This window comes from Streptococcus sp. HF-100 (assembly GCF_015594635.1).
In the GTDB taxonomy this organism is placed as follows: Bacteria; Bacillota; Bacilli; order Lactobacillales; family Streptococcaceae; genus Streptococcus; species Streptococcus vaginalis.
The window spans coordinates 82,443-109,410 of the sequence record NZ_JADNQV010000001.1; the positions used below are offsets into that span (position 1 = coordinate 82,443).

Consider the following 26,968-nt stretch of genomic DNA (forward strand, 5'->3'; position numbering starts at 1 on the left):
CTCTTATCTTTTCTTAGGGGCATGGATAGCCATGCCGAGTACGTCTGCAAATGCTTCGTACATAACTTCTGAGAATGTCGGATGACCGTGAATGGTCTTGAGCATTTCTTCCACCGTGATTTCCATTTCGATGATAGTAGAGGCTTCATTGATTAACTCGGCTGCAGCGGGACCGATGATGTGAACACCGAGAACTTCTCCGTATTTCTTATCAGCAATCACTTTGACAAATCCTTGAGCAGCATCAGATGCAATTGCTCGTCCGTTTGCTGCGAAGTTGAATTTGCCGATAGCTACATCGTATTTTTCGCGAGCTTGTTCTTCTGTCAGACCGACTGCCGCAACTTCTGGTAAAGTGTAGATGGCTGCTGGAGTTAGATTTAATTTAGCAACTACATGATTGCCTTTGAGAGCATTCTCTGCAGCTACTTCTCCCATACGAAAAGCTGCATGCGCCAACATCTTGGTACCGTTAATGTCTCCGGGTGCGTAAATTCCTGAAACAGAAGTTTCCATATATTCATTGACCTTGATACGACCGCGGTCTAGTTCAAAGTCAACCTCGCCAATTCCCTCCAAATCAGGCACGCGTCCGATAGAAAGCAAAGCTTTATCAGCTATGATATCTCCCTTTCCTGCAACTTTGATGCAGAGCTTGCCATTTTCTTCGATAATTTCTTCCAACTTGGTCTCTGTCAAAATGGTCATGCCCTTGCGTTCAAGAATGAGCCGTAGGTTCTTAGAGACTTCTGCATCCATAGCTGGAACAATCCGATTCATCATTTCGACAACCGTCACCTTACTGCCAAAGGTCATGAAAGCCTGTCCTAGCTCAATACCAACAACGCCACCACCAATGATTACTAAACTTTCTGGAACTTCCTTCATATCTAGAATATCATCGCTAGTCATAACAAGTGGTGATTCTATGCCTGGAACGTTAATCTTGCTGACTTTTGAGCCACCAGCTAAGATAATTTTCTTGGTTTCAAGAAGTTCAGAACCGTTCACTAAGACATTCTTATCTTTGGTAATGGTACCAATTCCTTTGTAAACATCAACATCATAGCTGCGAAGCAGACCTGCAACACCTCCGACAAGTGTGTTGACAACCTTATTTTTAGTTTCCAGAACCTTATCCATATTGACAGTAAAGTTTGGATTTTCAATGATAATACCGCGGTTTGCTGCATGGGCTAGGCTTTCAATAATTTCTGCATTGTGAAGATAGGTCTTAGTCGGGATACAGCCACGGTTGAGGCAGGTTCCACCTAGTTCAGATTTTTCAACAAGGGCAATTTTACCTCCTAATTGAGCTGCTTTAATCGCCGCCACATAACCAGCTGGTCCGCCACCAATAACCACAATATCATAAGCGTCATCACTCTTATTATCATCGTTAGAAGTTGTGGTTGCAGTTGGTGGTGTTGGACTATCATCTGAAGCAGCCACAGTAGTCGGAATATTTTCTCCTTCTTCGCCCAGATAACCGATAACTTCCGTTACAGGAACAGTCTCACCGTCTCCTTTCAAGATAGCAATCAGATAGCCATCTTCCTCTGCTTCTAACTCCATGCTGACTTTATCTGTCATGATTTCCAGAAGGATCTCTCCTTCTTTTACAAATTCGCCAACTTTTTTATTCCATTGAACAATCTGTCCTTCTGTCATATCAACGCCGGCTTTTGGCATAATTACTTCTAAGGCCATGTTTTTATTTTCCTCTCATTTTAACTTTTTTTACACCAACATTGAAATCGGATCTTCAATCAGTGCTTTTAGGTCTTTCATGAATTTAGCACCTGCCATACCGTCCACGACTCGGTGGTCAATAGTTAATCCAAGACTCATGATTGGTCGAATAACAATCTCTCCGTTCACTACGACTGGTTTTTCAACGGTTGAACTAACGCCCAAAATCGCTGAATTGGGTTGATTGATAATTGGGCCGAACGATTGAACACCAAACATTCCTAGATTACTAATCGTAAAAGTTGAGTTTTGCAATTCGCTTGGTGCTAATTTTCCATTTAAAGTCCGTTCAATCACATCCTTAAAGGCAACGACTAACTCAGACAGACTCATTTTTTCGGCATTGTAAACCACTGGTGTCATAAGCCCATTGTCCATCCCAACAGCCATAGCCAGATTGACATAATTGTGCATAATAACAGTCTGCCCGTCTTCTGTCAGAGACGAATTGAGATAAGGGTGCTTCATTAAGATTTTAACAACTGCCATAGAAAGTAAATCCGTAACCGTCATTTTCTTTCCTGTCGCTTCCATAATTGTCTCTAAAACCCTCTTGCGCAGCGCCAGCAACTCTGTCATATCTACGTCATAATTGAGAGTGAAAGTTGGTGCTGTCAGATAAGAATCCACCATTCGTTTAGCAATGACCTTCCGCATTGGCGTCATTGGAAGGCGCTTAATTTCTCCATAAGGAGTGGTGTTGTCAGGTATTTCTTCCGCTTTCTCAATTTGAGCCGGAGACTTGATACTGTCTGAGTCAACATTTTCAGGCAGCAAAGCCAGAATATCCTTTTTCATAATCTTGCCGTGCACGCCTGTCCCTTGGATTTCCTGCCAAGCGATGTTATTTTCTTCTGCAATACGTTTTGCAAGGGGCGTAATTTTCACAATATTGAATTCTCGATAACTTTCAATATCTTCTTTGTGAATGCGTCCCTTTGCGCCAGTACCAGATACGTCATAGAGATTGATACCCAAATCATCTGCTAATTTTCTAGCAGCAGGGGTCGCTCTTAACTTATCATCAGTCATAGCTTCTCCTATTTCTTTTTTTATTGATTATTCTTTAATCTTGAACTGTTTTTGTTTTTACATAATTTTAGTTATGTAAAAACGTTGTAGCCAATATCAATTTCAGTTTTATTCTTTATTGTAAGTCTTACGGATAACCTCTTTGATACTTTCAACTGTCGGAATCATAGCATTTTCAAGATTCTGAGCATAGGGCATAGGAACATCTTCGCCAGCACAACGGCGAATTGGTGCATCCAAATAGTCAAATGCTTCTGATTCGGAAATGATAGCAGAAATTTCACCGATATAACCACTAGTTTTGTGGGCATCATTGACTAGAACGACTTTTCCTGTTTTTTTGACTGAGTTGATAATGATATCCTTGTCCAGAGGCACCAAGGTACGAGGATCAACCACTTCTACTGAAATGCCTTCTTCTACCAATTCTTCAGCTGCTTGCATAACCCTACGGAGCATTTTTCCATAGGTCACAACTGTCACGTCCGTTCCCTCTTTTTTGATGTCACCAACACCGAGAGGGATTGTATAATCAGGATCAAGCGGAACTTCGCCTTTTTGGTTGAATTCTGACTTGTACTCAAGAATAATAACAGGATTGTTGTCGCGGATAGAAGATTTTAGCAACCCTTTCATATCCGCAGGAGTGCTAGGTGCCACGACCTTTAAACCTGGAATGTGGGTAAACCAAGATTCCAAAGATTGTGAGTGTTGAGCAGCTGATCCGACACCATTTCCAGCTGCGCAGCGAATTGTCATCGGAACCTGACCTTTACCACCGAACATATAACGCGTTTTAGCAGCTTGGTTGACAATTGCATCCATGGCAATGACAGAAAAATCCATAAAAGTCATATCTACAATTGGGCGTAGTCCAGTCATGGCCGATCCTGCTGCAGCTCCTGAAATAGCTGCTTCAGAAATTGGACAATCACGTACTCGTTCTGGACCGAATTCTTCTAACATTCCGACAGATGTTCCGAAATCTCCTCCGAAAATACCGACATCTTCTCCCATTAACAACACATTTTCATCGTGACGCATTTCCTCAGACATAGCAAGGATAATGGTATCACGGAAGGACATTGTTTTTGTTTCCATTTTATCTCCTCTCTTAGTCCGCGTAAATATCTTCAAAAGCTGACTCAAGCGGTGGGAATGGACTTTCCTCTGCAAATTTTACAGATGCTTCCACTGCTTCTTTAACCTCTGCTTGGATAGCTTCTAACTCTTCGTCGCTTGCAATCTGATTTGCTAGCAAGTATTTACGAAGATTTTCGATTGGGTCTTTTTTCTTCCACTCCTCTACTTCTTTGCGCGTTCGATACTTACCAGGGTCAGAAGAAGAATGTCCTAACCAGCGATAAGTAACACTTTCAATCAAGACAGGCCCTTTACCACTTCGAACATATTTAACAGCTTTTTGAAAACCTTCATAGACCTCAATAACGTTGTTCCCGTCTGGGATAAAGATGCCAGGAATACCATAGGCAGCACTCCGCTCATGAATGTGCTCTATATTGGTCATTTTCTTAATATCCGCAGAAATACCATAGCCATTATTGATACAATAGAAAATCACTGGCAAATTCCAAATAGAAGCCATATTAACCGCTTCATGAAAAATACCTTCGTTCGTTGCTCCGTCACCAAAGAAGCAAACCACGATTTTATCTGTTTGGTGCATTTGCTGAGTGAGGGCGGCACCGACTGCAATTCCCATACCTCCGCCTACAATACCATTTGCTCCTAAATTTCCAGCATCCAAATCAGCAATGTGCATGGAGCCACCTTTTCCTTTGCAGGTTCCGTTATATTTGCCCATGATTTCTGCCATCATGCCGTTCAGATCAATTCCTTTGGCAATCGCCTGACCATGACCACGGTGGTTAGAAGTAATCAAATCATCAGGATTGAGGGCCAGCATAGCTCCAACGCTAGCTGCTTCTTCTCCAACAGAAAAGTGAGTCATTCCTGGAACTTTCCCCTTTTTTACGAGTTGGGCAATTTTTAAGTCCATCCGACGGATCTCTTCCATCTTACGAAACATCTCTAGCAAAAGATTTTTATCTAAAGTTGACATAGTCGAGCCTTTCTATGAGTGTAATTCTATAATTTCATTCTATCCAAACTAAAAAATACTGTCAAAATTTATGCTTGAACAATTTCACAAAGAAAAATCAGCGAACCTTGCTGGCAAGCTGATTTGAATTGACTAAATAAAAATTTCACAAATATATTTTTCTACTTTTTCCCAAAATCCTCTATCATTTGATCGATTTCCGAACGACTTGGTGTTGTCAAAATATAATGAACATCTCCTTGTAAGTCTGCAAATGCTTTTGGCATGATTTTGACTGCTTTTAATTTATCGCCGTACTTTGCATGCAATTCTTCTTCTGAATACACATAATTTGAGGTTAAACGGCGTGAAGTAACCAAGCCGTATTGTGCTTCGACTTGAGGTTGTGGGAAAGGTTCGCCATTCACAATATCTGCATATCCACGATAAAGGTCAATGGAGTGAGCAAAGTTATACAAATCAATCGTAAAAGCACCTGCTGGACGATTATTGTATTCTATGGCAATATAATCATCTCCGTCACGGAAAAATTCAATATGAAAGAAGCGTTCTTTCATGCCAAACGCTTTAATGATAGCTTCCCCATATTGACGTAACTTGGGATCCATGTCTTTTATAATATAATATGAGTTTTCATAATGATTCAAAACTAAGTCTAAAGGAGTATAAGCATAGTCGAAAGTTGTTGAAAACACAATATTTCCCTTTGAATCCAGTAATCCGTCAAACGTACAAATTTGTCCAGAGTCAACGAATTTTTCAAAGAAATAAACGGTTTGCTTATCCCACTCTTGTTTAAATTGTTCAACATCTTCAGTAGTTTCAAGTTTATAAGTTCCTGCTGCGCCAACTCCATTGTCTGGCTTCGCAATCATCGGAAGTCCAATTTTACTGACAGCCATGTCAACTGCCTGCAAGGTTTTTACAATTTGACCAGGAACGACAGGAACTCCAGCCTTTTTAAAGAGTTTCTTCATTTCAGATTTGAATTTTGTCTTTTTCAAATCTTTTGGTTTTGGTCCTACAACATTAAATTGTTCACGCAATTTTGCGTCTTGGTCCAACCAATATTCATTGTGTGACTCAATGCGGTCAATTGGTCCGTGCTTGTAAAAAAGGAAGGCTACAGCACGTTTCACTTCATCAAGATTTTCTAGATTTTCCACACGAAAATATTCTGTTAAAGCATTTTTCAACGGTTGATCTAGTTGATCATAAGGTTCTTGCCCGATGCCCAAAACAGTAATTCCTTTATTTGCAAGTTCAACAGTAAATTGTTGAAAATTTTGCGGATAATAAGGTGAAATAACGATATAGTTCATAATAGTGTTTCCTTTCTAATCATAGGTTTAATTGATTGAGAAAATAAGGCATTTGCTTGCGCCACCAAATCCAGTCATGCGAAACATCATATCCCCATTCAGCAAACCATGCTGGAATGTTCTTATGTTCAAAGGCTTCTTTTAAGGTGTAGAAAGAAGGTAGTCCGTCCTGTTCCCATGCACCAAGTCCTGTACAGACAATGATATCAGCATTGCGATAGCGGTCAATAAACCAACCATCGTTTTGATTCCAAATGTAATCTGCTGGTGAATTTTGATAAATTGCTTCATCATCTAAACAATCACCGACAAAGAAGCGGGCATCGTAAACTCCGCTGAGGGCGATGACCTTGTTAAAGACATCGGGGTGCTGGAGAAAGAAATTAACAGCGTGATAGGCTCCCATAGAACAACCTGTCGTCATCATTGGATCAAACCAACCTGTTTTATGCTTGATAAAAGGAATGGCTTCCTCAATGACATAGCGCTCATAAGCTCGGTGCATTTCCGCGCGGTCGTGAGGAGCTTTCCAATCAGCCAGCCAGCTTTCACTATCTACACTACTCAAAGTGAAGAATTGAATTTTTCCTGTTTCGATAAACCATGAACAAGCCTCAATCATACCAAAATCTGCATATTCATTGTGACTGCCACCAGACGAAGCAAAAACGACTACAGGTATTCCAGCGTGCCCGTAACGATTCACATACATTTCACGATTTAAATGACCACTCCAATGACTTAAAAATTCAACGTGCATATAAATTCTCTCCTCATATTCTTAATTAATTTATTTACCATTTTTCGCTAAAGAAGCGAAGACAATCAGGTAAATGCTCAGCCCAAGCCATTTCATTGTGTTCTGCACCGGCTTGGATATAAAACAATAGATTTTCCAAATCTAAACCGCCCGCAATTAACTGACGAAAGTAGGTTAATGACGAATCAATATAAGCTTGCTTGATATTGCCAGCCATTAAGGTTTTATCGGTGTCATCTGCTTCTTCTGTTCCAACATAAATATAAATCCGCTGATCTGCTAATAAGTTATGGCGTTCTATATAACGATTGAACGCTTCCTGATGCAGCCAGTTTGCAGATGAGAAAACACCCAAGCAGCCAATTTGCTCTTGGTATTCAATTCCCATAAACTGTGTAATGTTTCCGCCTAAAGAAGAACCAACCATAGCCGTGTGCGCTCGGTCTGACTTGGTACGATAATACTCGTCAACAAAGGGTTTAACAACTTCCATGACAAACTCCGCATACTCTGTCCCCTTGCCGCCAAATTGCATACCTGGAATAGTTGATTCTTGATATTTCCATGCAGAATACTCATTCATTCGATTAAAACCGTCATTGTCAATCGCCACCACAATCATTTTTTCAATGTCGGGATTTCTCTTAATCGTTGGAATGATTTTCCAAGAATGACCACTAAAAGACTCTTTACTATAAAGGACATTTTGACCGTCGTGAAAATAAACTACAGGATAGGATTTCTGAGTATCTCGCTCATAATTTCTAGGAAGTAGCACTCGAACACGGCGCTTTTGTTTGCTATAAGGCACTTCTAATACATGTTCCCTTACTTCAAGGTAAAAATAGGATTGAATCATTATCAGAAAACTTTCTATTTTCAAAATTTTTATCTATTATATCATAAAATATGCAAAAAAGTTAGGAGATTCCTAACTTTTTTAATACTTTTATAATAAATCATCATTATTTCTATCTTTTCCAAAGGAAAACTAAAGATTTTGATAATTTTCAATAGCTTGTAGTGCTCGTTCTGCTATTTTTTCATAGCGTTCTTTTTTGTCTCGAATGCGTGGACCGTCCAATTCTTTGATAATTCCAAAGTTGACATTCATCGGCTGGAAATGTTTGCTATCAGCATGCGTGATATAATGAGGTAAGCTTCCAATAGCAGTTGTTTCTGGAAAGACCAGAGCTTCTTCTCCATTGAAAAGTCTAGTTGCATTGATACCGGCTACCAGCCCAGATGCAGCGGATTCCACATACCCTTCTACACCGGTCATCTGACCTGCAAAAAAGATATTCTCTTGTTTTTTAGACTGGAACGTCTGTGTCAAGAGATTTGGTGAATCCATGTAAGAATTGCGGTGCATAACTCCATAGCGAACAAATTCTGCATTTTCTAATCCCGGAATCATCCGAAAAACGCGCTTCTGTTCTCCCCATTTGAGATGAGTTTGAAAACCAACGATATTATAAAGGCTTCCAGCTGCATTGTCCTGACGAAGCTGCACAACTGCATAGGGTGTCTTAAATTCACCGTCACGGGGTCCTTTATAGTCATCCGGGTATTCCAAACCAACTGGCTTCATAGGTCCATAGAGCATGGTTTTTATTCCTCTTTTTGCCATCACCTCAATCGGCATACAGCCTTCAAAGTATTTTTCTTTTTCAAAGCTATTTAACGGTGCTTCCTCGGCATTTACCAAAGCGTCATGAAAAGCCATAAACTCATTCTTAGTCATAGGAGCATTGAGATAAGCAGCCTCTCCCTTGTCATAGCGAGATTTGAGGTAAACTTTCTCCATGTCAATTGTATTGACATCTACAATCGGTGCTGCTGCATCATAAAAATAGAATCCAGCTCCACCATTTAGCGCGTGAATCTTTTCGGCGAGTGTATCACTTGTCAAAGGTCCCGTCGCAATAACAGTAATCGTATCATCAGGAATTTTGGTAATTTCCTCACGAATAACTTCGATTAAAGGGTGGTTTGTCACCTCATCAGTCACCATTTGTGAAAAACCGTCACGGTCAACTGCTAATGCTCCTCCAGCAGGAACACGCGTAGCTTCTGCTGCTCTCATAATGATGGAATCCAAACGGCGCATTTCTTCTTTTAAGAGACCAACCGCATTCGTTAGCGAATCCCCCCGTAGAGAGTTAGAACAGACTAGCTCTGCAAAATCACTAGTCTTATGTTGTGGAGTAGATTTCACTCCTCGCATTTCATACAGCTTAACAGGAATACCGCGTTTAGCAATTTGATAGGCTGCTTCACTACCTGCAAGACCAGCTCCTATGACATTGATGTAAGATTGAGACATGAAACAAATACCTCTTTGGGAGGAGACTCCCACAAATCTTTCTAATTATTCTTAACCATTATAACAGAAAAAGCCCCTACTGACGAGTGAGACTTTCTAGAATGCAAATACACTAACTTATTAGTATCCATCCTCAAACATTGGTGTAAAGAATATAATGATTGGTCATGTATCTATTTCTTTAACATTTTTTCCAGATAAGCAATTTTAACAAAATCCTTATCATTATTTTGGTCATTTCGATAGGAATCTTGCGAAGATGCTGTGTAAATCTTAAGATATTGTTCAACATCAGGAAGAAAATAAATTACCCCTGCTGTTTCATGTTTTACCAATTCATCTAAAGGAATCCCAGCAAAGTTTTCCAAAGTATTCATGCTACCAAACTCAACCGATAGATTTCCTTTTTGAAATTCGTGCTCGTGCAAATCTACTAATTGGTAGCCAAGCCGGTTCATAATCGTTTCAATCTTTTTAAAATCATAAATTCGTACCTCATCAGGTGCGTCCCATCCCCTAGGATCTCCTGGAACATGGATATCAATATCTCGTGCTTGCCAGTCGTAGTCAGTTACCTGTTCAAGCCCTAGTGAACCCATAAGCAAAGGAGTGATTCCAATTCCGTTCAATTCCTTTGCAATCTTTAAAAATTCATCAAATTTCTTTTTCATACAGTTTCCTTTGCTATATATAAAGAAAGTTTACATAAAATAAATTACGTAAACATCTTTAACTTATTTTACTTTTTCTTCTTCGTAATCCCCATTGCTGCAGACAACTTGCTTGCCTCCACCACGAACTTTCTTTTCTACAAGATACTGACCGCATTTCGGACAAGAGCGACCAACCGGTTTATCCCAAGAAGTAAAGTCACAATCTGGGTAGCAATTGCAGCCATAGAAAAGGCGATTGCGTTTGGTTTTGCGCTCAATAATTTGCCCTTTGTGACACTTAGGACACTCTACACCGATTTCTTTGACAATCGCTTGAGTATGACGACAGTCAGGAAAATTGCTACATGCATAGAATTTACCATAGCGACCCAATTTGATAACCATAGGACTTCCACATACTTCACAGTCGAATCCAGCCGGTTCATCTTTGATTTGAATTTTTTCCATTTCAGTTTCTGCTTTTGCAACTTCTTTTTCAAATGGCTTATAAAATTCATCAATGACCTTTTGCCATTGCTCTTTTCCTACTTCTACATCATCTAGCTTAGCTTCCATATCAGCGGTAAATTTCACGTTGACAATATCGGGGAAAAATTCAACAATCAGAGAGTTCACGATTTCTCCCAATTCAGTTGGCTCAAAGCGCTTAGAAACTAATTTGACATAGTAGCGTTTTTGAATAGTTTCGATTGTTGGTGCATAAGTTGATGGACGTCCGACACCATTTTCTTCCAATGTCTTAATCAAGGTCGCTTCAGAGTAACGAGCAGGTGGTTGTGTGAAATGCTGTTCAGGATTGGTATTGACCCGTTTCACTATGTCACCCTTTTCCATATCAGGCAACATTTTATTCTTATCAGAATCATTGTAAATAGCTAGATAACCATCAAATTTAACTTGACTACCATTTGCAGCAAATTGAACACCGTTTTGCTCCAACTTCACACTCATAGTGTCAAATACTGCTGCTGTCATTTGACTAGCTACAAAACGATTCCAAATCAGCGTGTATAGCTTCAATTGATCTTTATCTAGATATTTCGCGATATTTTCAGGTGTGTTGAACACACTTGACGGACGAATCGCTTCATGGGCGTCTTGTGCGCCAGAAGCATTTCGGACTCTACTACCGTGTTTAGAATATTTCTCACCAAAACGATCTGTAATAAAGGTTGCAGCTTCGTTTTGAGCTACCGGACTAATACGAGTGGAATCTGTACGCATATAGGTAATCAAACCTTGCACACCAGATCCGATATTAATTCCTTCATAAAGCTGCTGAGCAACCATCATCGTCTTACGAGTTCGGAAATTAATTTTATTGGCAGCGTCCTGCTGCATAGATGATGTGGTATAAGGCAGTGGAGCATTGCGCTTGCGTTCCTTTTTCTCAACGCTTTCGACAGTAAATTCATCGCCTTCAATATGAGAAAGAACGTTTTTTACATCATCGTTGGTAGCAAGCTTCATCTTCTTGCCATTCATGCCATAAAAGCTGGCTTGAAATTGACGAGTTCCTTTTTTGAAAGTTCCGTCAATCGTCCAATACTCTTCCGGCTTAAAAGCATTGATTTCATTTTCACGGTCAATGATGAGTTTCAAGGCAACAGATTGCACACGTCCAGCTGACAATCCCTTTTTGACTTTTTTCCAGAGAATTGGAGAGATAGAGTACCCCACAATACGGTCAAGGACACGACGCGCTTGTTGAGCATCTACCAAATCCATGTCAATCTGGCGCGGTTCTTTAAAAGCATTTTTTACTGCATCTTTCGTGATTTCGTTGAAAACAACACGATTTTTATCTGTCTCGTCCAGATTTAAGATATGAGCCAAATGCCAAGAAATAGCTTCTCCTTCACGGTCCGGGTCACTTGCAAGATAGACTTGTTTCGCTTTTTTAGCTTCTTTTTTCAAATCATTGATAAGAGGACCTTTCCCGCGAATATTGATATATTCTGGCTCATAGTTGTTTTCAAAATCGATGGACATGGTAGACTTTTTCAAATCGCGAATATGTCCAACGCTGGCTAAAACTTTGTAGTTCCGCCCTAAATATTTTTCAATTGTTTTTGCTTTAGCTGGCGACTCTACAATCACCAGATTTTTTTTCATTGCTGTTTTTTTCTTTGTTTTTGTTACCAATGTAAACACCTTCTAAAAGTAATAAACCTCATAGAGTTTAAACTATTTTTTTTAAGATGTCAACTAGTAACATTCTCTTATAGGAGAACTTGTTTTAAAATTGGAATTCAGAAAGTACGTCAGCGCCTGATGTGACACACTTTGCACCCTCTTGAATCAAATGATGACAGCCATCACTTCTGCCGTCTAAAATTGACCCTGGAATAGCAAACACATCTCGTCCTTCTTCCATTGCGCGCTCACAAGTAATTAAACTTCCTGAGCGCATTTTGGCTTCAGCAACAATAACCCCTCTGCACAATCCTGCTATAATCCGATTACGCTCTGGAAAATGAAATTTTAATGGCTCTGCTTCAGAACCATATTCACTAAGTACTAGATGATGTTCTCCCAAATACGATTGGAGTTTTTTATTCGCCCTTGGATAAAAAACGTCTAGACCCGTTCCGATAACTGCAATTGTTCGACCACCATTTTGCAATGCTGCCATGTGAGCCGAGGTATCAATTCCGCGTGCTAAACCACTCACGATAACCAATTCATTGCTTAGCTCTTTAATAATCTTTTGAACGGATTGACTGCCTACTCGGCTACTATTCCGACTTCCTACAACAGCTACTTTAGGTAATTTTAGCAAATCCAAATTACCTTTATAAAAAAGAAGAACGGGCGGATTGTAAATTTCGCTCAAATCCCAAGGATACACATCATCCAAGATAGAAAAGGATGAGAACTTTTCAAATTCTTGACGTAATAAATCATCATCTAGCTGCAGATATTTTTCAATGAAAAGAGCAGGATTGCGGCATTCTGAAACAACTGCCATATCTTTTACTGATAATTCTTTGTCTTGTATTTCAGCATACGAAAGAACATTGATGACCTGTTGGTTGGTCAAGCCGGCTTCTTTTAATTTATAAATATCAAAATTATCCATTTTATCATTCCTTTTACTTTTTTAATTACACTTCACTTATATTATTCGTAAAAGGGATTAAAAAAACGAGAATTTCTCGCTTTTCACATTTTATCTAATTCTTTAATAATTCGAGCCGGGTTGCCAGCCAAAACAACATTATCACCATAAGATTTGGTAACAACCGAGCCTGCTCCAACGACGACATTGTCTCCTAATGTTACTCCAGGTAAAATCGTTACACCGCCACCCGCCCAGAAATTATCGCCAATGGTAATTGGTGCACCGTATTCTATACCTGATATGCGTTCTTGTGCATCTAAAGGGTGGAGAGGGGTCAGAAGTTGACAATTTGGTCCAAACAATGCATTTTTTCCAATAGTAATTGGACAAACATCAAGCATGGTCAAATTCCAATTAGAATAGAAATTTTCTCCTAAATGAATGTTGATACCATAATCGCAGACAAAGTTTGGTTTCATCGAAATGTTCTCACCAGTTGAGCCGAACCATTCTTTTACGAGTTTACTTCTTTTTTTACCGTCCTGTTCTGCATTAAATGCGTATTGAAATTGACGAGAACGTGTTACCAATTTTCGTAATTCGGAATCCTGCGGATTGTATAATTCTCCTGCAATCATTTTTTCATATTCAGTTTTCATTGACGTTCCTTTTCATTCTTGATAAGTGAATGGTTAGATATATTTGTTCATCATCAGACGTCTGATAATTTCGCGTCTGCTTGAGATATTGGGTAATCTTTGTTGCCGTTTCATAAGCTGATGGATACTTAATTTTCAGTAAATCAAACATATCGTTGTCATCTAACTCCTGATGTCCGGTGTCCGTTAAAACACGTTCGCAAAAAAATTTCAGATGCGTAATAAAGCGTTGAACATAAATATCCTCGTCATCTAATGAGATCTCTAAGCTGTATTTGACGATTGTCATGATTTCTTCCATTAGTTGCGTCAAATCTTGAGCGGCTACATTGCCATTATCTAATTCAGCATTGACAATGGTCAAAGCCATAAAACCTGCTTCGTCCAAAGGTAAATCTTGTCCTAAATAGTCACCCAACAATTGATTGGCATACTTGCCAACTTCAAATTCGTCAGGAAAAAATCGCTTAATGTCCCACATCAGAAAATTTTTCATGAAGAATTGATCTTTTGTCCGCAGAACAACACCATACATATGGTCAGCCATTGCTAAAAAGGCATCATCCTGCAATTTTTTATTTATTTTTGCATGTGCGTAAGTGATAATTTTATCAGCCATTTCTATGATGTCAGCAGGTAATTCCAACAATAATTCACGCTTGTTTTCTGACAAGACATACTTTTTCTCAATCAGATTATCCCGAATATCATCTCCTGCTTTACATCCAAAAGCCAGTCCGCGTCCCATCAACACTACTTCTTGGTGATTTTCTTCAGAAATGACCACATTATTATTTAAAACTTTAGTAATAATCATCTCTTGTCCTCGACTTCTTCAAGCATGGATTTAATTGGTTCAAAGGTTGTCCGATGAATAGGAGTGATTCCCTTTCGTTTCAATCCTTCTAAATGATGCTGGGTTCCATAACCAACATTGTGTGCAAAGTCATAACCTGGATAAGTTAGCTCATAATTTGTCATCATGCGATCTCTAGTCACCTTGGCTACGATTGAAGCGGCCGCAATAGACAGCGAATTGGCGTCTCCTTTGATAATAGACGTTTGCGGAACTTGAACATCTAACTGCATAGCATCAATCAAGAGATGTTGCGGAGCAACTTCAAGATTTCCCACCGCCTCTAGCATAGCTAATTTCGTCGCTTCATAGATATTCACTTCATCAATAACTTGATTATCCTTGATACCAATACCAACTGCAATTGCTTGTTTGAGCACTTCTTGATAGATTTCTTCGTGCTTTTTCTTGGGAATTTTCTTGCTATCGTTGAGACCTTTGATTTTACAGTTTTTAGGTAAAATAACTGCCGCTGCCACAACAGGACCCGCTAAAGGACCACGCCCAACCTCATCAATCCCAGCGATGTATTGGCAACCAGTAGCATAAAGCTCCTTTTCATATCGTAGCATTTGCTCCAAACGACGGTCTTCGTCCAATTCAGCTTGGATTTGTTTTTTACGCTTCATAATGAGCTTGTGGACACCAGCCCGACTATCATCTCGAAATTGCTCAAAAACTGGACTCTCTATGTCTGTTATTTCAGATAAGATTTCTTGAATCTCTTTAATCGTTGCCATGTATCTCACCTAAAGTATCTAAAGTATAACGTCCCAATTTACCGTCACGAATGTCTTTGATAAAAAGACGATAAAAACGATCATAATCATCTCGAAAACCCAATTTTTGTGTCATATCCATAATGATTTCCGGTGCTTCTTCTTCCAAGTCCATTTGCTTGAACCGTTCTTGAAGTTCCTTTGGATAATGTTCTTTGAAATAATTGATTCCAAAAATAGTAACCTCATCCATTGGAAGCAAATCGTCTTTAATCGCTCCTGTTAAAGCGAGTTTCAAAGCAACTTTTTCATCTTCAAACTTAGGCCAGAGAATTCCTGGAGTATCTAAAATTTCCAAGTTCCTATTAGATTTGAGCCACTGCTGCCCCTTGGTAACACCCGGTTTATTTCCAGTCACAGCGATTTTTTTCCCAGCTAAACGGTTCATCAGTGTGGATTTTCCGGCATTAGGGATACCTATAATCATCGTTCGCAATGTTTCAATTTGGATTCCGCGCTCTTTTTGCCGAGCGATTTTCTCTTTCATCAAAGACTGAGCTGCTTCCGTGACTTTTTTAACAGTTGATTGTTCTTTAGAATTGATTGGCAAAGTCTTGACGCCTTTCTTTTCAAAATAATTTCTCCATTCCTTCGTCAAAGCCGGGTCAGCCAAATCTGCCTTATTCAAAATGAGAAGCTTAGGTTTATCGCCCACGATTTTAGTCAGCATGGGATTTTGACTGGACAATGGCAAACGCGCATCTACTAAAATTGTCACAAAATCCACAAATTTGATATTTTCTTGTACTTGTCTCCTAGCTTTTGACATGTGTCCTGGAAACCATTGAATTATTGCCATGAAAACCTCTTTCTTACAGTATTCTAACATTTTCATTATATCAGAATTTTAAATAATCCGCATTGATAAATCATGCAACAAAAAATCACCTTTCAAAAACAAAAGGCAATTTTCGAATTTTTGAATTTTAATGATACAAAACAGGCTTTCTATCCTGTTTATCGGTAAACGGAAGTCTTGGTTCACGAATCCGTTTTACATAGTCAACCATTTCTTTCCCTTCGTTGTCAAATTCTACAACAGCAAAAAATTGATCATGATAAAAGAAAAATTTATAATGGTTTTCAAATGCTTCCTTGAGCCATTTTTCTTTTGCAATAATGGAACGCATGGGGTAATCATCTACAGCAGCGACCCATACAGGCTTGCGATGCGCGTGAGTTAAGAGCAAGTCTGCCATATGAATCATGGTTTCATTTCCTTGTTTCAACAAAATGATACTATGACCATTGCTATGACCACCAGTATGAACCATTTGAATTTCCGGTATGACATTTAAGTATTCCGTAAATGTCTCCACTTGATGTTGAATAGGTTCCCAATTTTCTCTGAGATAAGTCCCTTTAGTCCGATTATTTGGGTTCATCATCTCGTACCATTCAATATCATTTACAAAAATCTTAGCATTGGGAAAAGTTGAAACCAACTGATGATTTTCATTTAATTTTGTCAATCCACCAGAGTGATCGTGATGCATGTGAGTCATCAACACATAAGAAATATCTTCAGGAGTCAAACCTAAAAGTTCCAAGCTCTCTTCAATTCTGCTTTCAGATAAAATCCCTAAATTTCGTCTTTGTTTATCAGATAGTTTCGCAGTGTTAAAACTTGCATCAATTAAATAATTTTTATTTTTGTATTGAATCAATATTGGATCGGTTAATTCAACCATCATATTTTCTTCAGTTGTTGGATAATAGCGTGACCAAACAACTTTTGGTACAGGACCAAATAAAGTGCCTGCATCTGTCATTTTGTCAACTCCACGTAACCAAATTAATTTCATGTCTCCAAATTGATACTCTTGTAGAGCGAGTTCTGTCATTTCTTACTCCTTTAGCCACCTTTCAGCAATTTCTCTTCTGATAGAATTTCCAGATCTTCCATAGTTTTCAATAGTTTCTGCATCCTTTAAATAACGTTTGATATTAACCTTGTCGAATTTTTGTAAAGGACCAATTAGTCGAAGGATTTCATCGGATATCTCAATGGCAACTTTCGTCGTGTACAGTTTTATTCGAGAAACAAATTTTGCATCTTCTTCAATTTGACTAGGATAAGAATCAAAATAAGCTTCTGCAGAGCATAATTTATTGTATAAATCAGCAAATTTATTTTGATGAATTTCCACATCAATCAAACGCTTTCCAAATCCTCTCTTCACCTTTGCAAATTCAATACCTTTATTGAAAGCCCCCTCAGCAACACCTAATGCAATAGCACTTAAGCCAAGTTGCATATTTTTAATGATGTTAGCAAATTGGACATCCCCGGCTAATTCGTCTCCCAATAAGGCGTTTTCCGGGAGCAAGACATTTTTCAGCGTGACTGAACTCAAAGGAAGACCTATCAAGCCCGGTTTTTCAATCTGTTCACCAATTAGCACATCCGAATCTTTTGGATCAATAATAAAGAGTCCGTACTTCTCCACCTTACCTTGTTCTTTTACTTTTGCCAAAACCAGTAGTATATCTGCAACGCTGCTATTTGAAATCATCGCCTTTTTCCCTGAGAGACACCATCCCTGCTCAGTCTTTGTTGCATACGTTTCAAGATCTTCTAGCCCCTTTAGATGTTTATACTCGCAAAATCCTAATCCAGCTATGTACTGACCTTTTAGTAACTTTTCAAGATATAATTCCTTTTGCTCTGCTGTCCCAAAATTCAAAATAGAATAAATTCCATAGCAACCTTGTGTTAATAAAATAGCTGAAAGAGCAGCAAATTCATTAGCAATTTTTCGGATAAATGTGATGAAATCAGAACTTAAAGTGTGATTCTCTTCAGATAAAATGGGCAAAAATATATCCATTTCGTTCGTCAACTCATCCCACATTTCCTTTGGAAAATAAGTTGATTCATCATGTGATTTTACATAGTTTTTGATTGCTGTATTCGTATATGAATCAATCATAACTGCTGTAGTGCTAATTTTTGACATCGATTTGCTCCTTTGTTAGGTATCAAGGCTCGAAATAGGCTGATAGTAACCTTTCAAAAGTTCTTCATAAACGTATGCTTCAACTTCATTATAATTTGCTTTATACGGCCTACAGAACCAGATATTAAATGGAATCGGATCTTTAAAACGAACAGCTTTAAACTTATTTTTATCCACAAAATATTCTACTGGACGAGGTAAAATAGCAATCATATCATTCTTATACGTAGACTCTGTTAAAAAATCCCATGCTGATGATAAATATGTAAAATTTGTCTCTATCTTTTTATTTTTTAATTTTTCAGCTACTAATTCATAAGTAGTAAATGATTTATTAAATGTTGCTAAATCATAAGCAGCGATGTCTTTCCATTCAAGAAATTCTTTATCTGCTAAAGGATGATTTTTATCCATATAAGCTGCATATTCATCGGCTTGTATAATATATTGCTCGTACTTTTTAGCATCTAAATTAGTCGGCTCAATCAATAAAACAAAATTTAAATCACCTTCAAGAAATTTTTGGCGTAAATACTTACTGCCTCCCTCTACGACTTGAATATTAATGTGCGGATTATCCTTGAAAAATTTAGGAAGAGCACTAGCAAAATAAACACGCAAAATCAGAGAAGGAATGCCTAAATTAATAGTTCCTTTTTGTTTTTGCGCTTCCATATGAATCATGGATTGCATTTCTTCATGACGATTGACAATTTCCGTAGCAAAACGATAAATTTTCCCACCAGCTTCTGTCAGACTTTCTAATCTTCCATTTCTACGATTAAAAAGCTGCAGTCCTTCAGTCGCTTCAAAATTTGTGACAAATTGACTCAAAGCAGATTGACTAATATGAATTTTTTTAGCAGCAATCGAAAGATTACATCCACATTCGACGATATTGATAAAGTAAGTCATTTGAATAATATCCATGTTCATCGTCTCCTATCTTTCAATATTTGTAATATAATTTGTCAGGAATAAAATAGCAACTGATCTTTTTAATATAGATGATCAGTTGCTAATAGGTTGATTAAAAACTTATCATCGATAAAGTTCGTTATAAGCATATAGTAACACACTTTATGGCAAACAGTAGCTATATTTGCTTGATAATTTAACTAGATAGACATTGTTTTTAAGTCATCTGACACGATTACTTCTCCCTCTGTCTTTTCAAGAACTTCTTCCAAAGAGACACCGGGAGCTAATTCTTTCAAAAGGAATTTCCCATCTTGAAAACCAAATACTGCTAGCTCTGTGATGACCAAATCCAAAACTCCTTTAGCTGATAAGGGCAGTGTGCATTCTTTCAGCAGTTTTGATTTGCCGTCAACGGTAGTATGTTGAATGGCCGCGATAACCCTTTTGGCACCAACTAGAAGATCCATAGCTCCCCCCATTCCTGGAGCAAACTTATCGGGGATAATCCAGTTTGCAATACTACCATCTTGGCTAACTTCTAACGCTCCTAAAACTGTCGCATCAACATGGCCTCCACGAATAATGGCAAACGACGTTTGAAGGTCAAATAAAGATGCTCCCGGTAAAAGAGTAATGGGGGCTCCACCAGAGTTGGCCAGATTCGCATTGTAATTTTCTTTTGTTGGTGTCTCACCAAAACGAAGAGCACCATTTTCTGCTTGAAGGATAACATTCACACCTTCAGGAATATAATCAGCAGAGGCATTTGGAATACCAAATCCAAGGTTGATGACATCTCCATCTTTAAATTCAAGAGCTACACGTCTTGCAATAATTTCTTTTGATTTCATATTAATTTACCCCTGCCAATTTTTTAGTCTCTATCCAGAGGTCGCCCATCATTTTATGATGTTCTTTAGAAGTCAAGCTTTTAACAACATAGTCTACAAGAATTCCGGGAATATATACATCGTTAGGATCAATTTCCCCAACTTCAACAATTTCATTGGCTTCAACAATGACTGTATCAGCTGCAAGAGCCAGCTGCAATGAAATATTTTTAGTTGTCCCATCAATGTATAAATTGCCATATTTATCTGACTTGGTAGCCTTAATCAAAGCAACATCAATTTTCAAAGGGTCATAAACAAGATATTCTCTGCCGTTGCGAGCTACTTTTTCATAATCTTTTTCCAAAATAGTCCCAACGCCAGTCGGAGTCAAAACAGCTCCCAAACCAGCACCCGCAGCATGAAGTCGTTCAACCACGGTTCCCATTGGTGTGAATTCAACTTCCATATCGCCACTAAAATATTCATGTTGTACGGCAGCGGAAGTTCCCACATGAGCTGCGATATATTTTTTAACTTGGTGATTTTCACACAAGCGACCAACGCCAATCTCTTTACCCGGTTGTGAGGTAACAACAGATACTATTGTTAAGTTCTGTTGATTTTGTCGAACCAATTCTTCAATGAGTTCAAACGGCTCACCCACTCCAAGAAAACCTGAGATACCTACAATATCTTCAGATTTAATGTTAGAAATTGCTTCTGATAATGTTACAATTTGCATACCAATATCTCCACTTATTTACTTACGATTGAAAACAGGCTTGCGCTTTTCTACAAAAGCACGCATCCCTTCTACTTTGTCCTCTGTAGAGAATAATAATGCTTCCGCTTCGGTTTCGAGTCTAATAGCATTTTTAAGTGGAAGTTCAGAACCAACCTGAATAACATGTTTAGCTTTCTCTACTGCTAACGGTGCATTTTTCATAATTGCAGCAGCCATTTCTTCAGCTGAAGTTAACAGTTCTTCAGCTGAAACCAACTTGTTAAGAATTCCCAGTTCGTAGGCTTCTTGACCTTTCACTGTACGAGCAGTGAAAATCAATTCTTTCGTACGGCTTGTTCCAATCAAACGAGACATACGTTGAGTACCAGCGAATCCCGGAATAATGCCCAAGCCAACTTCTGGAAAGCCAACAACTGTCTTTTCAAATCCAATACGGATATCTGTCGAAAGTGCTAATTCCATTCCTCCGCCAAGTGCATACCCATTGAGCACTGCAATTGTTGGTTGACGTAAGTCAGAAAGTCGAGTAAAAGTATTGTTTGCAAATGTCATATATTCAAAAGCTTGAATTGGCGACATCACGTCCATTTCTTTAATATCAGCTCCAGCTACAAATGCCTTTTCTCCTGCCCCTGTTACAATCACAACACGGATTTCTTCACTTTGTTCAACTTGATCAAGAACATCATTCAGATCAGTTAATACTTGAGAACTCAAAGCATTTAATGCTTCAGGACGATTGATCGTAATGTAGCCGATGCTGTTTTTTACTTCTAGTAAAACAGTTTTACTCATTTTAATGCTCCTACTTATAAAATTTGAATTATTAAGTATAATGTCAACAAATACTTGAACCCAAAATGTAAGAGCTTACAATGCTATGATATCTCATTTTTCTACTCTCGTCTACTTAATCTTAATTTATAATTCTATAAGTTAAACTTATAGAATTATAAAAAATACTAAGACTTTTTGATTTTCAAAATAAAAAAACAAATTCTACTAAGAATCATTTAAGATAAACGTCTTAGATAGAATTTGTTTGACAGAGTAAAAAAATCAAATGGTAAATTAAATTTAGTAGGTAATTATTTTTAACGTTCTACAATGACTGCTGTGCCCATTCCGCCTCCGATACAAAGAGTTGCAAGACCACGTTTAACATCGCGTTTTTCCATTTCATGCAACAAAGTAACCAGAATACGGCAGCCTGATGCTCCAATTGGATGACCAAGTGCAATGGCTCCGCCATTGACATTTACTTTTTCTGGGTCAAAATTCAACTCTTTTCCGACAGCACACGCTTGAGCTGCAAAGGCTTCATTGGATTCAATCAAATCAAGGTCTTCAACTGTAAAGCCACCTTTTTCAAGTGCTTTACGAGAGGCATAAATTGGCCCACAACCCATGATTTTGGGATCTAAGCCCGCACTAGCATATGATTTAATAGTTGCTAAAACGGGGATGCCTAATTCTTTTGCTTTTTCTGAACTCATGACAACAACTGCTGCTGCTCCGTCATTGATACCAGAAGCATTACCAGCTGTGACCGTTCCGCCTTCTTTAAAGACAGAACGCAATTTAGCCAAACCTTCTAACGAGGCATCTTTTCTTGGAAATTCATCCGTATCAAAAATAATTGGCTCACCTTTTCTTTGTGGAATAACCACTGGAACAATTTCTTCTTTGAAACGTCCAGCTTCAATAGCTGCCACAGCACGTTGTTGAGATTGCACAGCAAAAGCATCTTGAACTTCACGAGAAATATCATACTGTGCAGCAACATTTTCAGCTGTGATTCCCATGTGGAAATCATTAAAGGCGTCAGTCAGACCGTCGCGCAACATAGTATCAACAACTTTAGAGTCTCCCATACGAGAGCCCCAACGTTGATTTTGCAGCACATATGGTGCTTGGCTCATATTTTCTGCACCACCCGCTACGATGATATCAGCATCTCCACAAAGGATAGCTTGTGCAGCCAACTGAACAGTTTTAAGCCCTGAACCACATACTTTATTGACTGTGAATGCTGGAGAAGATACAGGGATACCTGCATTGACACTCATTTGACGTGCCACATTCTGACCAAGTCCTGCCCCTAAAACATTTCCCATAATCACTTCATCAACTTGTTCAGCCTTCAAATTTGCTCGTTCCAGCGCGCTTTTGATAACCAAACTTCCCAAATCAACAGCTGAAATATTTTTCAAACTTCCACCAAAAGAACCTAATGGTGTACGAACTGCTGATACAATAACTGCTTCTTTCATTTCTTGCTCCTTACCTTAGTATTTAAAGAAACCTTCCTTGGTCTTACGACCAAGTTTATTAGCTTCAACCATTTTTTTCAACAATGGAGCAGGACGATATTTCGAATCACCAAATCCATTATTCAACACTCCCATAATAGCCAAGCAAACATCCAAACCAATCAAATCAGCTAATGCTAATGGTCCAATCGGATGGTTGGCTCCGAGTTTCATAGCTTCATCAATTTCTTCAGCTGATGCTACTCCTTCTCCAAGAATGAAAATCGCTTCATTAATCATCGGAATCAACACTCGATTTACAACAAAACCATAAGAATCTTTCACATCAACTGCTGTTTTACCGATTTTTTCAGTCAATTCACGAACAGTTTTGACTACTTCTTCTGATGTTTGAAGTGCTTTGATCACTTCGACCAATTTCATAACGGGAGCAGGATTAAAGAAATGCATACCAATAACTCGTTCTTGATGTACAGTTGCAGCTGCAATATCTGTAATGGACAAAGATGATGTATTTGACGCTAAAATTGTTTCTGGTGTTGTTAATTCATCTAATTGTTTAAAAATGCTCAACTTAATGTCTCGGTTTTCAGTAGCTGCTTCAATAACTAACTGAACATTTTTTGCATCTTCGTATGAGGTTGAGGGAATCAACTTACTCAAAATACTATTTTTATCAGCTTCTGACAGACGTCCTTTCTCTACAGAACGTGTTAATTGCTTGGTGATATTTCCAATCCCTCTTTCAACGAATTCGTCTTTAATATCATTCAAATACACTGTAAAGCCTGATTGGGCAAAGACTTGTGCAATACCGCTTCCCATCTGACCTGATCCAATGATCATCACTTTTGAAATATTCAATTTTCTCTCCTATCTAATATTAACATTATAAAGTTTAAAATGAAAGAATAGGAACGATTGAATGATGAATACTCTTCAACCGTTCCTGCTTTGTCATTATACAAATGCACCTAAGCCAGTAATTTCACGACCAACAATCAAAGCGTTGACTTCATGAGAACCTTCATAAGTGTAAACAGCCTCAGCGTCTGCAAAGAAACGTGCAACATCGGTTTCAAGAGTAATTCCATCCCCTCCGCCTACTTCACGAGCAAGGGCAACAGTTTCGCGCATAACGAGTGAATTATGCATTTTAGCAAGGGCAGAATTTAACATTAATTCATTGCCAGCTTCTTGCATTTCAGCAAGACGAACTGAGTAAGCAATAGCTGCCACAGCGTTCGCTTGCATTCTAGCCAATTTTTCTTGAATGATTTGGAATTTAGCAACTGGACGTTTAAATTGTTGACGGTTTGTAGTATATTTCAATGCTGCAACAAACGAACCGCAAGTTATACCCATGGCAATATGAGCAACATCTGCGCGAGTAAATGTAAGAATACGAGCTACATCTTCAAAACCATTGATGTTTACCAAACGGTCTGAGTCTGGAACTTCAACATTTGTCATTGTGATATGACCATTTCGAACACAACGAAGTGCAATTTTATGTTGAATAACTTCTACATCGTAACCAGGAGCTCCTTTGCGAACGATAAAGCATTTAATTTTGCCATCTGCAACGTCACGAGCAAATACTGGAATAACATCAGCTGTATCTGAACCACCAATCCAACGTTTTTCACCGTTAATAATCCACTTGTCTCCTACACGTTCAGCAGTTGTTGCAAGCCCACCTGCAATGTCTGAACCAGAAAGTGGTTCTGTCAAAGCAAAACATCCTTGCCAATCAAACGCTGCTAATTTAGGAAGAAATTCTTTTTGTTGGCGTTCATCACCACCGAGTAAAATTGTGTTATAGCAAAGTCCACCATGCACAGTATAGAAGGTAGCCATTGATGTATCAAAGCGAGCCAATTCCAAGTAAAGGAATGCGATATAAAGTTCTGATGGTTTGTAGCTGCCTTCACGTCCCTCAAACAATTTAGGATTGTTCATAATTTGTGCACCCTTGGCAACTGTGTAAAATTGTTCAAATGGAAAATCAGGTTTTTCCCAATGTTCATTGATCACAGGACGAAGATGTTTTTCAATCAAACGACGAGTTTCTTGTAAGACTTCTGCTTCTCCTAGTGTCAAACCGTCTGCATAGTGAAAAAGATCTTCAGGATATAATTCACGTAAAATTTCTTCTTTAGTTGCCATAGTATGGACTCCTTTATAATAATGTTATAAGAGCGCTTTCATTTCAAGGCTCAGTATTTGTTGACGCTTACATTTTATATCAGATATGATCTTGTGTCTACTTAAGAAAAATTAATCGTCCCATAAGTTTCTATTATACATATTGATTTTACTGACTTTTCAAAGGATAAAGACAAGATTTTACAAATAAAATTTTTGCAAAATCTAAAAATTTATTTGTAAAATGATTGAATTTCTAAAAATATTTTCTCTAATTTCAAAGAAATTCTTTTCCCCAATCCTTTACCAATCCTCCAGAGCAAAATGCAAGCATTTGCAAAATGAATATGTTACAATGCTTATAAAAACGGAGGAAAAATCATGTTAACATACGATTTAATTGTTATTGGTTTTGGTAAAGCTGGTAAAACATTGGCAGCAAAAATAGCAACCCAAGGCAAAAAGGTTGCCTTAATTGAACGTAGCAAAGCTATGTACGGTGGAACTTGTATCAATATTGCTTGTATTCCAACCAAAACTTTATTAGTCGCCGCAGAAAAAGAACTATCATTTGAAGAAGTAATGGCTGAGAAAAATGCGGTTACTAGCAGACTTAATGGGAAAAATTACGCAACCATTAGTAGTGCTGGAGTGGATATTATTGATGCAGAAGCTCATTTTCTATCCAATAAGGTAATTGAAATTGTAGCAGGCGACGAAAAGCAAGAGCTAACAGCTGAAAATATTGTCATCAATACGGGCGCTATCTCAAATGTTTTACCAATTCCAGGACTTACTACAACAAAAAATGTTTATGACTCAACAGGCATTCAAAATCTTGCTACATTACCTAAACGTCTTGGTATCCTTGGTGGTGGAAATATCGGTCTTGAATTTGCAGGACTTTTCAATAAGCTAGGAAGTAAGGTTACTGTCCTTGACGCTGCTGATACTTTTTTGCCACGTGTAGAGCCCTCAATTGCCACTTTGGCTAAACAATATATGACGGAAGACGGTATTGAAATTCTTCAAAATATTTACACTCAAGAAGTGAAAAATGATGGTGAAGAGGTGCTTGTCATTGCTAAAAACGAAACATTTCGCTTTGACGCTTTGCTTTATGCTACCGGTCGTAAACCAAATATCGAACCATTAAAACTTGAAAATACAGATATCCAAGTTACAGACCGCGGTGCTATCCAAGTGGATAAGCATTGCCAAACAACTGTTCCTGGCGTTTTTGCTGTTGGCGATGTCAATGGTGGACTACAATTTACTTATGTTTCGCTAGATGATTTTCGTGTCGTTTTCAATTACTTAGCCGGTGATGGCTCCTACACACTTGAAAATCGTAAATATGTACCAACTACTATGTTCATCACTCCTCCACTTGCACAGATTGGTTTGACAGAAGCTCAAGCTAAAGAACAAGGCCTGCCTTATGCAACCAAAGAAATTCCAGTTGCAGCCATGCCACGCGGACATGTCAATGCGGATCTTAGAGGGGCCTTTAAAGCAGTTGTTAATACCGAAACCAAGGAAATTTTAGGTGCTACTATCTTTTCACAAGGTGCTCAAGAAATCATTAACATTCTAACTGTAGCTATGGACAATAAGATTCCTTATACTTATTTCACAAAACAAATCTTTACTCATCCAACTTTGGCTGAAAATCTTAATGATTTATTTGCGATTTAATCACGACTTCTGCACTTTGACAAAAATATTGTCATAAACCATTTTAATTTCATTCAGCAAAAAATAAAAGTGGGATAGGGCTG

The 26,968-nt window shown here is 38.3% G+C and carries 25 protein-coding genes; 1 reads left to right on the forward strand and 24 read right to left on the reverse strand.

Annotation, left to right across the window (positions count from 1 at the left end; all coding sequences use genetic code 11):
• Positions 1–3: 3 nt before the first annotated feature.
• From lpdA to IYQ23_RS00505, 24 genes are all read right to left on the reverse strand, one after another.
• Positions 4–1,710 carry a dihydrolipoyl dehydrogenase gene (gene lpdA / locus IYQ23_RS00390; protein WP_195673758.1) on the reverse strand — a complete coding sequence of 569 codons (1,707 nt, stop codon included), beginning with the start codon at positions 1,708–1,710 and terminating at the stop codon, positions 4–6.
• 30 nt (positions 1,711–1,740) lie between these two features.
• Positions 1,741–2,784: a dihydrolipoamide acetyltransferase gene (locus IYQ23_RS00395; protein ID WP_195673759.1), complete on the reverse strand. Its 1,044-nt coding sequence runs from the start codon at positions 2,782–2,784 to the stop codon at positions 1,741–1,743.
• 108 nt (positions 2,785–2,892) lie between these two features.
• Entirely contained in the window at positions 2,893–3,885 is a 993-nt protein-coding gene (locus IYQ23_RS00400) for an alpha-ketoacid dehydrogenase subunit beta (RefSeq protein WP_195673760.1), read from the reverse strand.
• A 13-nt stretch (positions 3,886–3,898) separates the two neighbouring features.
• Positions 3,899–4,867 carry a thiamine pyrophosphate-dependent dehydrogenase E1 component subunit alpha gene (locus IYQ23_RS00405; protein ID WP_003034425.1) on the reverse strand — a complete coding sequence of 323 codons (969 nt, stop codon included), beginning with the start codon at positions 4,865–4,867 and terminating at the stop codon, positions 3,899–3,901.
• A 161-nt stretch (positions 4,868–5,028) separates the two neighbouring features.
• Positions 5,029–6,189, reverse strand: coding sequence for an ATP-grasp domain-containing protein (locus IYQ23_RS00410; RefSeq protein WP_195673761.1), 1,161 nt, complete (start codon positions 6,187–6,189; stop codon positions 5,029–5,031).
• Positions 6,190–6,208: 19 nt separating this feature from the next.
• Positions 6,209–6,949 carry an esterase family protein gene (locus IYQ23_RS00415; RefSeq protein WP_195673762.1) on the reverse strand — a complete coding sequence of 247 codons (741 nt, stop codon included), beginning with the start codon at positions 6,947–6,949 and terminating at the stop codon, positions 6,209–6,211.
• Between the two features lie 34 nt (positions 6,950–6,983).
• Positions 6,984–7,808, reverse strand: a complete 825-nt coding sequence (locus IYQ23_RS00420) for an alpha/beta hydrolase (RefSeq protein WP_195673763.1) — start codon at positions 7,806–7,808, stop codon at positions 6,984–6,986.
• Between the two features lie 132 nt (positions 7,809–7,940).
• A complete protein-coding gene (gene trmFO / locus IYQ23_RS00425; protein WP_003024478.1) occupies positions 7,941–9,275 on the reverse strand; it encodes a methylenetetrahydrofolate--tRNA-(uracil(54)-C(5))-methyltransferase (FADH(2)-oxidizing) TrmFO in 1,335 nt (444 codons plus the stop codon).
• 173 nt (positions 9,276–9,448) lie between these two features.
• A complete protein-coding gene (locus IYQ23_RS00430; RefSeq protein ID WP_195673764.1) occupies positions 9,449–9,946 on the reverse strand; it encodes a phosphoribosylanthranilate isomerase in 498 nt (165 codons plus the stop codon).
• A 63-nt stretch (positions 9,947–10,009) separates the two neighbouring features.
• Positions 10,010–12,103: a type I DNA topoisomerase gene (topA, locus tag IYQ23_RS00435; RefSeq protein WP_195673765.1), complete on the reverse strand. Its 2,094-nt coding sequence runs from the start codon at positions 12,101–12,103 to the stop codon at positions 10,010–10,012.
• An 85-nt stretch (positions 12,104–12,188) separates the two neighbouring features.
• Positions 12,189–13,031, reverse strand: coding sequence for a DNA-processing protein DprA (dprA, locus tag IYQ23_RS00440; protein ID WP_195673766.1), 843 nt, complete (start codon positions 13,029–13,031; stop codon positions 12,189–12,191).
• 83 nt (positions 13,032–13,114) lie between these two features.
• Entirely contained in the window at positions 13,115–13,672 is a 558-nt protein-coding gene (locus IYQ23_RS00445) for a sugar O-acetyltransferase (RefSeq protein WP_195673767.1), read from the reverse strand.
• A complete protein-coding gene (locus tag IYQ23_RS00450) occupies positions 13,662–14,489 on the reverse strand; it encodes a PRD domain-containing protein (RefSeq protein ID WP_195673768.1) in 828 nt (275 codons plus the stop codon). The genes IYQ23_RS00445 and IYQ23_RS00450 overlap by 11 nt, the downstream gene beginning before the upstream one ends.
• A complete protein-coding gene (locus IYQ23_RS00455) occupies positions 14,486–15,268 on the reverse strand; it encodes a ribonuclease HII (protein WP_195673769.1) in 783 nt (260 codons plus the stop codon). The genes IYQ23_RS00450 and IYQ23_RS00455 overlap by 4 nt, the downstream gene beginning before the upstream one ends.
• Positions 15,255–16,106: a ribosome biogenesis GTPase YlqF gene (gene ylqF / locus IYQ23_RS00460; protein ID WP_195673770.1), complete on the reverse strand. Its 852-nt coding sequence runs from the start codon at positions 16,104–16,106 to the stop codon at positions 15,255–15,257. Before ylqF ends, IYQ23_RS00455 begins: the two co-directional genes overlap by 14 nt.
• Positions 16,107–16,233: 127 nt before the next feature.
• Positions 16,234–17,151, reverse strand: a complete 918-nt coding sequence (locus IYQ23_RS00465; protein WP_195673771.1) for an MBL fold metallo-hydrolase — start codon at positions 17,149–17,151, stop codon at positions 16,234–16,236.
• 3 nt (positions 17,152–17,154) lie between these two features.
• Complete coding sequence (locus IYQ23_RS00470; RefSeq protein ID WP_195673772.1) at positions 17,155–18,267, reverse strand: acyl-CoA dehydrogenase family protein; 1,113 nt, start codon at positions 18,265–18,267, stop codon at positions 17,155–17,157.
• Between the two features lie 15 nt (positions 18,268–18,282).
• Positions 18,283–19,197, reverse strand: coding sequence for a LysR family transcriptional regulator (locus IYQ23_RS00475; RefSeq protein ID WP_195673773.1), 915 nt, complete (start codon positions 19,195–19,197; stop codon positions 18,283–18,285).
• A 188-nt stretch (positions 19,198–19,385) separates the two neighbouring features.
• On the reverse strand, positions 19,386–20,039 hold the full coding sequence (locus IYQ23_RS00480) for a 3-oxoacid CoA-transferase subunit B (RefSeq protein WP_021001701.1): 654 nt from the start codon (positions 20,037–20,039) through the stop codon (positions 19,386–19,388).
• 1 nt (position 20,040) lies between these two features.
• Complete coding sequence (locus IYQ23_RS00485) at positions 20,041–20,763, reverse strand: CoA transferase subunit A (protein ID WP_003024444.1); 723 nt, start codon at positions 20,761–20,763, stop codon at positions 20,041–20,043.
• Between the two features lie 18 nt (positions 20,764–20,781).
• Positions 20,782–21,561: an enoyl-CoA hydratase/isomerase family protein gene (locus IYQ23_RS00490; RefSeq protein ID WP_003029670.1), complete on the reverse strand. Its 780-nt coding sequence runs from the start codon at positions 21,559–21,561 to the stop codon at positions 20,782–20,784.
• 299 nt (positions 21,562–21,860) lie between these two features.
• Positions 21,861–23,039 carry an acetyl-CoA C-acetyltransferase gene (locus IYQ23_RS00495; protein ID WP_003030254.1) on the reverse strand — a complete coding sequence of 393 codons (1,179 nt, stop codon included), beginning with the start codon at positions 23,037–23,039 and terminating at the stop codon, positions 21,861–21,863.
• Between the two features lie 15 nt (positions 23,040–23,054).
• The gene (locus IYQ23_RS00500) at positions 23,055–23,903 is read right to left on the reverse strand and encodes a 3-hydroxybutyryl-CoA dehydrogenase (protein ID WP_195673774.1); all 849 of its coding nucleotides are present in this window, start codon (positions 23,901–23,903) and stop codon (positions 23,055–23,057) included.
• Positions 23,904–23,999: 96 nt separating this feature from the next.
• Entirely contained in the window at positions 24,000–25,208 is a 1,209-nt protein-coding gene (locus IYQ23_RS00505; protein ID WP_003024436.1) for an acyl-CoA dehydrogenase family protein, read from the reverse strand.
• A 360-nt stretch (positions 25,209–25,568) separates the two neighbouring features.
• Between IYQ23_RS00505 and IYQ23_RS00510 the strand changes: the two genes are divergently transcribed.
• Complete coding sequence (locus IYQ23_RS00510) at positions 25,569–26,885, forward strand: FAD-containing oxidoreductase (RefSeq protein WP_195673775.1); 1,317 nt, start codon at positions 25,569–25,571, stop codon at positions 26,883–26,885.
• Positions 26,886–26,968: the final 83 nt, after the last annotated feature.